The organism is uncultured Adlercreutzia sp. (assembly GCF_958431955.1).
Taxonomy (GTDB): domain Bacteria; phylum Actinomycetota; class Coriobacteriia; order Coriobacteriales; family Eggerthellaceae; genus Adlercreutzia.
In genome coordinates this window covers 1-12,156 of the sequence record NZ_CAUASN010000024.1, presented here as the reverse complement: position 1 = coordinate 12,156, position 12,156 = coordinate 1, and the positions used below count along the sequence as shown (strand labels likewise).

Below are 12,156 nucleotides of genomic sequence, written 5' to 3'. Positions count from 1 at the left end.
TGCCACCTTTCTTTGCCGGAGCATTACGCCCAGTTTTGCCAATCAAGCTCGATCGTGCCGCCGCCCTGGTCTTCCGTTCCGCCCTCGGGAAGCGCCACGTCGCCCCCGACAACCTCGCGTACCTCGGTGACAATCTTCCCATCCCGCTCGAAAACGTAGACGTTCTTCAGCCAGTTGTCGTTATCCTCCAGGGGATAGTCAGCCCTCATATGGGTACCACGACTTTCGGTACGCGCCTGACAGGCCATAATCACCATGCGGCTCGCCGCGATCATATGAGGTACCTCAATGGCGTCAAACCAGTTCAGATTGCACAGGCGACTCTTACCGTCGACGCGCATGCTCGGCACCAGCGCCTCGCACTCGTCGAGCGCCTCCAAAGCCGCCTGGCACGCGGCGTCACTCCGGAGCGCTCCTGCGCCGAGCCAAGCCGCATCCTGAACCTTGCGCCGCAGATCAATAACGCTAATACCATCGTGGGGGTCATTGGAAAGCAGGGCATCCAAACGGTCTCGCTCACCGACTACCTCGTCCTCATTGAGCGTTGGCCCGTTCGTCGACTGGGCGCGAGCGACAGCGGCCTGGGCCGCGCGCCGACCAATAACCATAGCCGATGAGTACATACGAAACGAGCCATAAGCAGCGCCCGAATGCATGGCGCACTCCCCCACCGCGAACAAACCTTCCACGCCTGTCGCACCGTTAACATCCGTAACGATGCCACCGTAATCGTACACGCTAACTGGGGCCACTTCCACAGTTTCCGGCAATGCGCCATTGGCCTCCCAGCTCAACTGGTATTGAGTGTACACGTGCTCGTTGGGTGAGCCTACATCATCCCCACCAACCAAGTTCATCTTGGCGAACACCCCTCCGTTGGGACCGAGCAGCCCTCGATTCTTTAAATCGTAGAACTTCACAGCCATTTCGCGGGCCGACAACTCCTCCTCGCTTTCAATGTCAGGGAAAACCCGATCGCCGTTTTTGTCGGTCCAGGTCTCAGCACCCTGCAGCCCCGGCTCCCAGGCAGCACCCGCAAGGCCAATGCCCACCGGGGCGCACAGCAACTTTCCATCGCCCTTGTGCGAACGGAACTCCAGATCGCGAAATTCGACGCCGAGGGGCAGTGCCAAAGCGTGACCATCTCCAACCAAGCCGCTCGCGCTGCCACTGTACTTACCCGTCACATCCGCAGCGCCCCAATTCGCATTAACGCCGCCCGTTGCCAAGATGACGGCTTTGGCTCGCACGGCAAAGAACTGCCCCGTTTTAAAATCCAACGCAGTGACGCCGCAAACAACCCCGTTCTCGTCAGTCAGGATCTTCGTGACTGTGCAACTGTCAACGATTCGGGCACCCGTGGCCTCGGCCTTGCGAGCAAGATTGAAGTTCCGGTACCCGATCCACCGGCGATGTTGTCCCTTGCTCAAACCGATAAGAGGCGTTCCCGTCTGCGGGATACGCATCATGAGGTTCCCGTCGTTCTCAGATTCCATGAGTACTCGATCGTCGTAGTAGGCCTGCAGCACTTCTTTCCCAAGCTGCTGATCAACGATGTAGCGGCCGGTTATCACCGCATCTTCCAAGTGAACCTCGGGATTGTCCCCGTCGATCTCGAATTCGCTGGAGCTCATAGCCCCCGACGTCTGCATGCCGGAGCTTCCCGAGTGGCCGAACCGCTTCTTGTCGATTACCATAACGTTCGCACCCGCTTCGCCGGCAACGATGGTGGCCTGCAGCCCCGCCACACCGGAGCCCACGACCACCACATCCGCGTCGTATATGACAGGAACCCCCGGTGCAAGCGCCTCGGCCGAGCCGCTGTTCCCCAATTTCGTCGATTCGCCCGACGCGCATCCTGCAAGTGCCCCTGGAGCCAGCAGTGCTGCGCCGCCCAAGGCCGCCGCAGCACCTCCCTTGAAGAAGCTCCTTCTTGATACCTCGATCATCTCCACCTCTCCTTCCGATTGATTGGCAGAGCGCCCTTGCGCCCTCTCATCCCTTCGGAGGCATGGGAACTCAGGCATCCGAAGGATGACCATCGTCTCCGATAAATATCGTCCACGTCCATGCCAATAGGTGATGAAAAGAGCCCGAAACGCCTCATCAATTTTGGGTAATTGACCGTCCCGCCGGTTTTTGCGAGCAGCGGAGCGCCGAGAGCGCATCCAATCAAGCGGTCGTCATGATAGGATTGGTTTGTATTGCGAAAACATGCAGGGGAGTGTGATGGTGCAGCGCGAGATACTATGGGGATGCGGGAACGCAATCGTCAGCTTCCAGTGGCTGGTTTGGTTCTCAAGCGCAGCATTTGGTTCCGCGCTCGCCCCTCCCTTCGACTCCGCCGATAGCCTTTTCCCGACGGCAGTTATCACTGAATATATCCTCTACCTGATATTGGCCGCGATTATCGTCGTCTGCTCCCGTCGCCTGGGCTCGCTGCATCGAAACCACTGGCTACTCGCAGGCGCAACCTTCGCGCTGATCGCAGGCAACGTCGCCGGTATGCTCCCCTCCCTCGGCGTCGACGTCTCTTGGATCACGTCCGCAGCCATCCCGTGCACAAGGCTCGGCCTGTCGGTTCTTGTGTTCGGGTGGGGCGAGTACTACTGCTCAATCGGGGCAAGAAAAACCTGTTTAGTACTTGCCCTTGGCTATGCCCTGGCAGCCGCCCTTTTCGCCGCCGTCAACGCCATAGCGACATCGAGCATGCTGCTCTCCTGTATTTTCACCTTATTGCTCATCCCCATCTCTCCGTGGTGCCTCCTCAGAGCCTGGAGATCCCAGCAGGCAGTTCCGCCAGCGAACGATGCGGCCAATCAGCTTCAAATTTCTAGCTTTCTGCCCGCTGTCGCTGCCGTTTTCGTGCTGGGCTTATGCGCGGGCACCCTTCTTGAGCTTGCCGATCTCTGCTCGAGCGCGTTCTCGCCCCTGGTCTGGACGGCTGCAACGATTTTTTCAAGTCTCGTCGTCCTGACCATACTCAGCCGCCGAGCAGATACCGATTTCGTATCCTGCTTGCAGTCAGCAGCAAAGCTCATGGTACTCTGGCTGCTCCTCGTGCCGTTGTTCTGGGGATCGCGATTTGGAGCCGTCTGCTTCATCTTCTTCGCAACCTATTCAAGCGTGAACATCTTCAGCCAGGTATCCTATGTTGCGTTGGCCAAGCAGGGGAATGCGGCCGTTCTTCCCCTCGTGGTATGCTGCGTCACCGCCGAAACCATCGGCCTCGCCGCAGGCCAACTCGCCTGCGGTGCGGTGGTGCAGACCGAGCTGATAACTTTCGAACAGCTTTACCTCGTCTCACTCGTATTGGGCATTTTGCTTTTCATCGCCTTCTGCGGCAAGAGAAGCCAGAAGCTGCTCCACGCTCCATCGACCGCCATTCCCAGGGAGGTCATTAAGGCACGCTGCGAGACGATAGCAGAGCTCGCCAACCTCACCCGAAGAGAAGGGGAATTGCTCGTCGAGCTCGCCGAGGGCAACACGGCCGACGAGATCGCCGCAAAGCTGTTCATATCCGTTGCCACCGTGCGCACCCACACGCGCAATATCTACCGCAAAGTCGATGTGCACAGCCAAACCGAGCTCATCAAGCAGATTCTGCAGCAACCGAAGTAGAAGAGGCCTCGAACTTTCGAGAGACCGCACGAATAGGGCGGTTCCACCGAACAGAACCGCCCTACGCCCGTCTTTCCTAAACTCTAAAGGGATAAATGGAAAGCCCTACTGCGCCTCCACGCTCGCGGCGGGAGAGGCCTCGGCGGAGGTACCGAGCGCCTCGGTCTCCGTCTGCACGTTCACGTGCCAGTTGCCCGGCTCGCCGCTTACCTGGTAGACGTAGGTGACGCCGTCCATCTCGAAGGTGCCGGTCGCGCCACCCTGGGCGTTGATCTGGTCGGTGATGTCGATAGGCTCTGCCTGGGAGCCATCGCCGGGCACCAGGAGCACATGGCCGTCGTCGGATTCCAGAACCATGCCTCCGGCTGCGCCGTCAGCCGCATCGGCGCCCTCGGCGGTGTAGTCCTTGATCGTGTAGGTCGTGTCCGAGAAATCGCCGCCTTCGGCGCTCATCGTCATGGCGATGTCGCCGCCCTCGCCGTCGGCGTCCTCCACCGTGTACTCGATGGTGCCCACGGTGACATCACCTTGCTGGCTCATTTGCACGTCCATCTCCATCGGCTCGCCGTTCACCCATACGGTGGCCTTCTCCACCCAGGTCTCGCCCGTAGCGGCATAGCACACACCGTTCGTCACCACGAATACGCCGAGCAGGCCGGCGCAGGTCGCCGTGGCCAATCGCAGCGCAACTCCGCGTTTCTTCGTCTTCTCCATGGGAATGCCCTTTACCTTTCCAATGAGGTTAGCAGAGGCACGGACCTCGCCCATCATGGCTTTGTACTGGCTGGCATTGCTCATCGTCCCATGCCTCCTTCAACGTTTGCTTGAGTAGTTTCCGTGCGCGGACAAGGCGGGTGCGCACCGTGGGTTCCTTGATGCCGAGCACCGCGGCGATCTCGCGGGTGCCCATATCCTCGAAGTAGAACAGATGCACCACGATGCGGCACTTCTCGGGAAGCTCGCCGAGAGCTGCGTAAAGCTGCTCGTGCGCCGGCTCCGTGAACGCCGGCTCCTCATAGGGCGCCGTGTCAGCGTCGTGCACCTCACGCAGTTCCACACGACGATGCCACAGCGTGCGCCAGAGGTTTCGGCACTCGTTCACCGTCACGCGGATGAGCCATGCCCGCAAGCGCTCGTCGGCCGCCGCATCGGGTGCGGCGGGATGGCGAGTGCTGCGAGAAGGCCGGCCGCCGTCGGCTTGATCGGCGACCGAGGCGCACCCGAGCCACTCCGGCGGCTTCTCGTACAGCTTCAGGAACACCGCCTGCACGACGTCATCGGCATCGGCGCCCCGCCGCGTCTGGTTGAGCGCGATGCGGTACACCATGTCGGCGTAAGCGTCCACAATGACTCTGAACTGGCGGTTATCCACGTCACTTCCCTCTTGTCCGTCTGCGGGGGCACCGCTCTTCCCGTGCTAGCGATCGAGAAGAGAGGCGCCCCTGCGTGAAAGGCCCTTCAAGGGTAATACGCTCGGGATGCCGGAAATGTGCGATGGTGGAGAAAATTTCTGAGACGCGCGGCGAACGGCACCCCTTCCATAAGCAAGCGGAGACCGGCCGTGGGGCCGATCTCCGCCGAGGGAGGGCATGGGACCGCGTGCGCGGTTGCTAGCAGTTGCGGGCCGTCAGGTTCGCCGTCGTAATGGCGTTCTGGATGCTCAACGGCTCGGCGGCATCGCCCACCGTGTACACGTCGAACTCGCCGCTCAACTCATCGGCCAAGGCGGGATTCGGAGCCATGGTCGAGGCGTCCACCACGCAGTCGCAGGCAAGCGTCACATCCAGCCCGAAACTATTCGTGACGACAACCTCGCCATCGCCTACGCTCTTGAGCGTGCATTCGGGCATGATACGACCGCCGGCGGCGAAGAAAGCCGGTTTCACAAAAGCGTTCAGCATCATAGCTTGGCCCGTTCCGAACGCCTCGGCGGGCTCCGGCGCGACGACCGTCACCTTCTTGCCCTGCGCCACCAGGTAATGCGCAGCGTCGGTTGCCTGGGCATTGAAGCCGAGCACGACCACGCGCTCGCCAACCTCGCTGGCAAGGAAATCGACAACGCTGATCACGGGCGTCGCCTCGGTGCCCGCCGCCGCCAGCTCCGGACGCACGCCACCTGCGGCCACAATGACCACGTCAGGCTTCTGCTCGCGCACGAAGGCGGCATCCACCTCCTGACCTGTGACCACGTTGACGCCCTGCACCTCCAGCATATGCGACAGATAGCTCCTCAGACGTCCCAGGCTCTCGTGCTTTCCCTTCACCATCTCGGCGAAATCGAGCAGACCGCCCAGGCCGTTCTTCTCGTACAGGGTGACGGCATACCCGCGCTCCGCGGCCACGCGCGCCGCCTCCATGCCGGCAGGACCGCCGCCCACCACCATGACGCTCTTCTCGCCATCGGCGGGACGTACCTCGTATCCCTCGGGCATGGCCTCGGTGAACACCGAGTTGTTGCAGGGATTCACACGGCACAGACCGCCCAGGCAATTCAAGCAGCGGCAGCACGGGCGGATCTCGTCGATACGGTTCTCCCGCAGCTTGTTGGCGTATTCCGGGTCGCAGTTGGAGACGGGACGATGCAGATAGATCATGTCCAGCGTGCCGTCGTTCAGCGCATTCTCGAAATAGTCGGGAGCGAGCGCCGGGTCCATGAACACCGCGCCGCCCACGGGGATGGACACGTGCTGCTTCACGTATTTGCACGCACCCATGATGAGGCCGCAGCCGGAATGCGACCCGTCGAGCAATCCGCTGAAATGACTGCTGAAGTCGTAGAAGGTGCCGAAGCTCGTGGCGCCGTCGTAGCCGTATCCGGCGAAGGCGCCGTCATTGACGAACTGGGCCTCATGGAAGGTGAAGGTTCCGAGGCGCAGCTCGAGGGCATCGGCACCGGCCGCCTCAAGCGCCTGGCAGATAGCCGCCGTCTCCTCGGGCGTGTTCACCAGCGCATTGTCGCCCAAAGCGCCATCGTTTTCCTCGGCGCCGTTCACCAGCACCTGCACGACGAAATCAGCGCCGCAGCGCTCCTTGACGCCGCGAATGATGTCGCAGGCGATTCGAGTGCGGTTCTCGATGGACGCGGGCCCGTAGGGGTCGCCCGCATCGCGGTCGTTGCCGAAGCGCGAGAAGAAGCGAGCCGGCAGGTTGTCGCCTGCGGCGTTCAGGTCGATGCCGTCGAAGCCGATGGCCTTGAGCCGCTCGGCACCGTCGATGGTGTCCTCGATGTACATCTGAATATCGGCATCGGAAAGCAAGCTCGCCTTGTGAGTCTCCCCCTCCTCGCCCATGTTCTCCCACAAATACACGATGCCGGGAGTGGCCGTCTTCATCTGGACGAGGCAAGGCACGTCATGGCTGTGCACTTCGGCGCAAATAGCCTCGAGCGGACTCTCCTCGATGGTCATGCGCGTATCGTTGTCCGCCACATTCACGCGCTTGTCCAGGCGATCGAGCATGATATAGCTGCCCTCAACGAGCACAGCCCCCATGCCACCCGCGGCAATGCGCCCATGGTAGGCGACCGCCTTCTGCTCGTCGTTGGGCACCATGGAGCTCGCCGCAGACTTGATGAGGCGGTTCTTCAGCGTGAGCGAGCCGATCTTCAGCTCGGAGAACATCGTCGTGGCGGCAAAATCTGTGATGGAGTTCGTCGTGAACTCCCAATCCTGCGGGTTGATTTGCGCAAAGGGCGACCCCGCACCGGTCTCGGCCAGGGACGCCGACGATCCCCCTTCGGCGCCGGCTGCGCTCGTCGACGCACCCTGCTGCGGCGCGCACCCGCCGAGCACGCCCAATCCCAGGGCCCCTGCGCCGAGCGCGGCCGCCCCCAAGCCGCCCAGAAAACCGCGGCGGCTGACGTTCATCGCATCTTGCATCGTGTTACTTCCGGCCATAGCTGACCTCCCTTTCTCTCCTTCGCAGCCCGGCCGAGCGCGTGGCGCACGTCTCACGCTCGCCGAGCCCTTCTTCGTCCACTGCGGCCCCTTGCACAGGCAAGCCTCGGACGCGTCGGTGGCACTGTACGAGAGAATCCCTGATCAGAGCATCGACCCGACGGAAGTAATTACGGAAAGTTTTCCAGCATCGACCCGTTGGGACGATAGAAAACCCCGCATATGAGACGCTATAATCTATGGGGAAGGAGGGAACTGCGGATGTTCGGACATTTGAAGATCGACGCGAGAGGCGTCGGCCTTGGCTGCTATCTATGGCTTGTGCTTTGCGTTCTCTTGTCGGGTGCGCTTTATACCGACTTGCCCGTCGCCCTCGCATGGCAAATCCCCCTCACCCTCTCCTGCGACGGGGGCGTCCTCGTCGCGTTCGTCGCATGCCTTGCCGCAGCGCAGCTGCGACACCAACTCGCGCGTACCCGCACGGCCGCCCTCGTCCTCGCTTGCGCCATAAGCGCCTCGGTCATGCTACGGGCGGGGATGCTCTTCGACGACGCCCCGTCTGCCATGGTGGCGGGAGACACCTTGCTCGGAGCCGCCTTGGCACTGGGAGGCTGCGCCTGGTGGCTTGCGCTGGTCCGCCTCGAGACCTCCCAGGCTCTCCTTCTCATTCTGCGCAGCTTGCTGGGAGCCAGCCTCGCCTTCATCGTCCTGAGCATCGCCCCTCGGGGGCTCATGCTCCTCGGCGCCTCCCTGGGGGCGCCCCTGGGCATGGCCTGGGGCCTTGCCGCACATGTTCCGTACGACATCGAGGCAGGCGAGCCGACCGCAGATGACCCGGCCCCGCGAAGAAGCGGCGCGGACGTTCCCCTGCCGCGCGTGCTGACCCTCTCCGTGGTGCTGGCGGTATTTGTAGCCGATTTGCTGCTCAGCCTCTTCCCCGTTTCCCTCTTCTCCGAGGCGAGCCCCCTTCTCGCTCCCCTCACCGGCAGCCCCGAAGCGCCGTCGCTCGGCCATCTTACCGAGCCCGCGCTCATCGCCGCCGCGCTCATCGCGCTCTTCTCGGGTCTGGGAATCGCCCTGGCTCGGCGCCAAGCCCTCCGACTGCCCCTCGTGTGCGCCAGCGGGTTTTTCGCCGTCGCCGTGGGATTTGCGACCTTCCCCTACCATCTACCAGGGGGCGCCCCCATCGGAGTGGCCGAGGCCGGCCGCATCGTCATTTTCCTCTTCATAATTATGGCGCTGCTCCTCTACTATCGGGAAGACGGGACAGCCAGCTGGGATTTGCCCCTCCTGCGATTGGCCTGCCTCTGCGCAGGCGCCATGGTGATGGCGGACGGGCTCGTCATGGGACTGTACCTGAACCCGGCGCTCGATCTGTTCGACTTCACCAGCCGAACGGTATTCGGCGGAGCAGGACTTCTCACCCTAGTGGCTCTTCTCCTGGGGCCCATGCCCCACGTGTACGACATCGTGCGCAAGGGGGCTTCGTGCGCCGGAAATAGCGGAGAGGACCAGGCAGCGGAAGGCGCGACGGAGCGTTCCGGCGACCCTGCCGGGATGCAGATCGACGCGTTCGCCGAAGCCATGCGCCTCTCGCCCCGGGAGCGCGAAGTGCTGGAGCTGATCTCGAAGGGCCGAGACGTCCCCTACATCGAGCAGGAGCTTGTTCTCTCGAAGAGCACCGTGAAGACCCATATTCGCCATATCTACGAGAAGTGCGGCGTCTCGTCGCGCCAGGCCCTGCTCGATAAGCTGCTGAAGCGCTGACCCCGAGCGGGAAGAGAGCGGGGTCAGGGTTCCGCGAACCACCGAAAAGCAATTCAGATAAAGTTAGTCATATTTAACTCTTGACGGATGGGGAAAGAGCAGTAGGATAAAAGTAAGCCAAAGTTAACTACTGTTTCTTGGCATGGCCCCAACGATAGGAGAAGAGAATATGGTCAAGGGTTACCGGAAGGGCATTGCCTCGTGCATGGCCCTCTCCCTCGCGCTCGGATCGCCCCTTTCCGCATCGGCGCTCGTGGCGGCCCAGCCCGGCCGCGCGTTTGCCGAAGCAGAGGCGGCGGCCGCGGGCGAGCACGACGACGCCGGCGAGCCGGCTACGCCCGAGGCGCCTGCGCTCGAGAGCGAGACCGACCCGGCAATCGCCGATGCGGAAACGTCCCCGAGCGAAAACGCGGAGGTGCCCGGCCCCGCAGGCGAGCCGGCGGCCGCCGAACCGGAGGCGGCGCCGGCCCTCGCAGAGCAGGCGCCCGCAGCCGAGGAGGAAGTCGACGGCTCGGACGCGGAATCCGGCATCGCCAGCGTCCGCGCGCCCGAGGACGCCGCAACCGCAGACAGCCCGACCGCAGCCGAGCCGTCGCCGCGCGTCGTCGCCCAAAGCGCCGACGCGACCGCACCGACGCTCACGAGATGCGAGTCGAACTTCGGCTACGACTTCAAGCTGACCTTCGAGGGCGGCGAGTGGCTCTCCCACATCAGCTCCGTGACGGTGAACGGCATCGCGTACGCCCGGGCAAGCTCCTCTTACGGCGTGTGGAACAACACGTCCTTCTACGCCGACACCTCCGCGGGCGCGCTCTACGTCGGCGAGGGATTCGGCGGCACCGAGGGCACCTGCGTCATCAGCGCCGAGGGCTTTTCCGACCTGACGCTCCTGCTGAACGCGAACAGCCACACGGCCACCGTCGTGACGGGCGGCGCCCCCGATGTCGAAGCCCCCGACGGGGGAGACGGCAGCGGGGACGAGGCGCAGGACCCCGTGGAGGCGACCATTACGCCCGTGGTGAGGAGCGGCTACGATTTCGTCGTCGACTTCGAGGGGGCCGACGACTTCCTCTCCACCGTCAGCGGGGTGCTCTGGAACGGCACGGCGCTCGAGGAGACCGATTCGGTCGTCACCGGCACCCGCTACAAGGTGTACACCGAGAGCACCTTCTTCGACGCCCGCGGCATCCACTTCGCCAACGCCAGCTACACCCCCTTCCAGTCGGGCGACATTCTCACGGTACTCAGCACGAAGTACGGCGACGTGCGCTTCAAGGTCATCATCACCGGGGGCACCTTCACGGTAGAGCCGGCCGACGAGAACACGGAGCAGGGCGATACGCGCCAGCTGCATATTCGCCTGGTGGGCAGCTTCGAGCCGGCAGTCGAGGGGCAGGTGGGCTACGACGCCATCACCGGCGCCTCGACGAACGTGTCGGTGAACAAGAACAGCAACGTGGAGGTGCAGGCGGCCTTCACCGCCGACGCCGAGACCGAGCCGGCCGAGGAGGACTGGCTGCCCCTGGCCGACTCGACCGTGGCCGTCTCCGGCGCCGACTGCTCGGTGAGCCTCGACGCGGCCAGCGGCATGACCGCCCTCTACTCCCCCTTCGACAGCTCGCTCACGCTGAGCGGCACGCCCGCGCGGGCCGGGGCCTACCCCGTCTCGGTCACCGTCACCGACGAGCAGGGGCGCACCGCGACGAGCAACGAGCTTGTCTTCCGCGTCTACACGGGCCACGAGCACCTCAGCGACCAGCTGATCCTGGAGAACTGCACCCAGACGGCGGACGGCAAGTACATGTACGACATGGAGCCCTGGACGATGCACTCCTTCGCGCCGGCGGGCGAGGAGCAGGTGGTGGTCGTGCCGGCGGATGTGAAGGCATGGTACGGCTCGCACGAGAGCGGCACCTACGGCTACCTGGGCGAGGTCGTGCCCGACGGCGCGGCGCCCACCCAGACGCTCATCGTGCCCGCCGGCTGCAACCTGACCATCGTGAACATGGAGATCAACAGCGGCGTGCGCATCGTCGTGGAGGACGGGGGCACGGTGTCGCTGCGCGACTCGGTGGTCAACGGCATCGTGGATGTGCAGGCGGGCGGCACGTTCAGCATGAACTACAACGCCTACGGCGGCGAGACGGGCTTCCTATCCGGTGCCTCCATGAGCGGCCAGATCGTCCTGCGCGACGGCGCCACGCTCACCGACTCCCTCATCTACTCCCATACCAACTATCTGCCCAACGGCGACGAGGCCCGCAGCAACGCCAGGCCCGTGGTGGTCGCCGAGGGCACTGTGAAGGTGTCAGGGCAGGTGTACATCCGCGGCGACGAGGCCGCGTCGGGCCTCGACCCCGTCACCGGCGCCCCGTCTCTTGGCCAGGGCGGCCTTCTGGTGAGCAACGGGACCCTCGTCCTCGAGGAGGGCGCGGTGCTCGGCGTGTACGCCGGAGGCGCCACCAACCTCACCACCACGGGCGGGGCGGCGGTGCAGCTGGACCACGGCTCCATCGTCGGCGCCGGCACGCTGGTGGCTCTCGGCGGCGAGGGCTGGTTCGGCGAGGGTGGCGCGGCCGTGAGCGGCACGGGCACCATCCAGGTCGACCAGGTGTACCTCCACGGCGGCAACAGCCTCTTCAGCACCGCCGGCACGGGCGGGGCGGCCGTAGGCGCGGGTGTGGCCATCGGCGGGGGCACCGTCCTTGTCGTCGACGGCCAGAGCACCCTGGAGAGCGCCTACGGCGATGACGGCTACGGGGAGAGCATCTACTGGTCGAGCGTCGTGGCGCCGCCCAACCTGGACGCGCTTCTCGAGGCGGTGCGGAACCAGGGCACCGTCCTCCCCGGCTTTACCCCCGATCCCGAGACC

At 63.8% G+C, this 12,156-nt stretch carries 7 protein-coding genes; 3 read left to right on the top strand and 4 right to left on the bottom strand.

Annotated features, from left to right (window positions below; genetic code table 11):
- Nucleotides 1-23: 23 nt before the first annotated feature.
- The gene (locus tag Q5064_RS08005) at nt 24-1,949 is read right to left on the bottom strand and encodes an FAD-binding protein (protein ID WP_302963685.1); all 1,926 of its coding nucleotides are present in this window, start codon (nt 1,947-1,949) and stop codon (nt 24-26) included.
- Nucleotides 1,950-2,229: 280 nt separating this feature from the next.
- On the opposite strand from Q5064_RS08005, the gene Q5064_RS08000 reads away from it, so the two are divergent.
- Entirely contained in the window at nt 2,230-3,621 is a 1,392-nt protein-coding gene (locus tag Q5064_RS08000; RefSeq protein ID WP_302963683.1) for a LuxR family transcriptional regulator, read from the top strand.
- 105 nt (nt 3,622-3,726) lie between these two features.
- Here the strand turns inward: Q5064_RS08000 and Q5064_RS07995 are convergent, their stop codons facing one another.
- From Q5064_RS07995 to Q5064_RS07985, 3 genes are all read right to left on the bottom strand, one after another.
- Complete coding sequence (locus Q5064_RS07995; RefSeq protein ID WP_302963681.1) at nt 3,727-4,419, bottom strand: hypothetical protein; 693 nt, start codon at nt 4,417-4,419, stop codon at nt 3,727-3,729.
- A complete protein-coding gene (locus tag Q5064_RS07990) occupies nt 4,364-4,993 on the bottom strand; it encodes an RNA polymerase sigma factor (RefSeq protein ID WP_302963680.1) in 630 nt (209 codons plus the stop codon). The genes Q5064_RS07995 and Q5064_RS07990 overlap by 56 nt, the downstream gene beginning before the upstream one ends.
- 238 nt (nt 4,994-5,231) lie before the next feature.
- The gene (locus tag Q5064_RS07985) at nt 5,232-7,517 is read right to left on the bottom strand and encodes an FAD-dependent oxidoreductase (protein WP_302963679.1); all 2,286 of its coding nucleotides are present in this window, start codon (nt 7,515-7,517) and stop codon (nt 5,232-5,234) included.
- Nucleotides 7,518-8,039: 522 nt separating this feature from the next.
- Between Q5064_RS07985 and Q5064_RS07980 the strand changes: the two genes are divergently transcribed.
- The gene (locus Q5064_RS07980; RefSeq protein ID WP_302963678.1) at nt 8,040-9,284 is read left to right on the top strand and encodes a helix-turn-helix transcriptional regulator; all 1,245 of its coding nucleotides are present in this window, start codon (nt 8,040-8,042) and stop codon (nt 9,282-9,284) included.
- Between the two features lie 169 nt (nt 9,285-9,453).
- A partial coding sequence (locus tag Q5064_RS07975; RefSeq protein WP_302963675.1) for a hypothetical protein occupies nt 9,454-12,156 on the top strand: 2,703 nt, incomplete at its 3' end.

Excerpts from the sequence above, each read along its gene's own strand:
- Q5064_RS07995 (WP_302963681.1), bottom strand. The coding sequence starts at position 4,419 with ATGAGCAATGCCAGCCAGTACAAAGCCATGATGGGCGAGGTCCGTGCC.
- Q5064_RS08000 (WP_302963683.1), top strand. The coding sequence starts at position 2,230 with ATGGTGCAGCGCGAGATACTATGGGGATGCGGGAACGCAATCGTCAGC.
- Q5064_RS07985 (WP_302963679.1), bottom strand. The coding sequence starts at position 7,517 with ATGGCCGGAAGTAACACGATGCAAGATGCGATGAACGTCAGCCGCCGC.
- Q5064_RS07980 (WP_302963678.1), top strand. The coding sequence starts at position 8,040 with ATGCTACGGGCGGGGATGCTCTTCGACGACGCCCCGTCTGCCATGGTG.
- Q5064_RS08005 (WP_302963685.1), bottom strand. The coding sequence starts at position 1,949 with ATGATCGAGGTATCAAGAAGGAGCTTCTTCAAGGGAGGTGCTGCGGCG.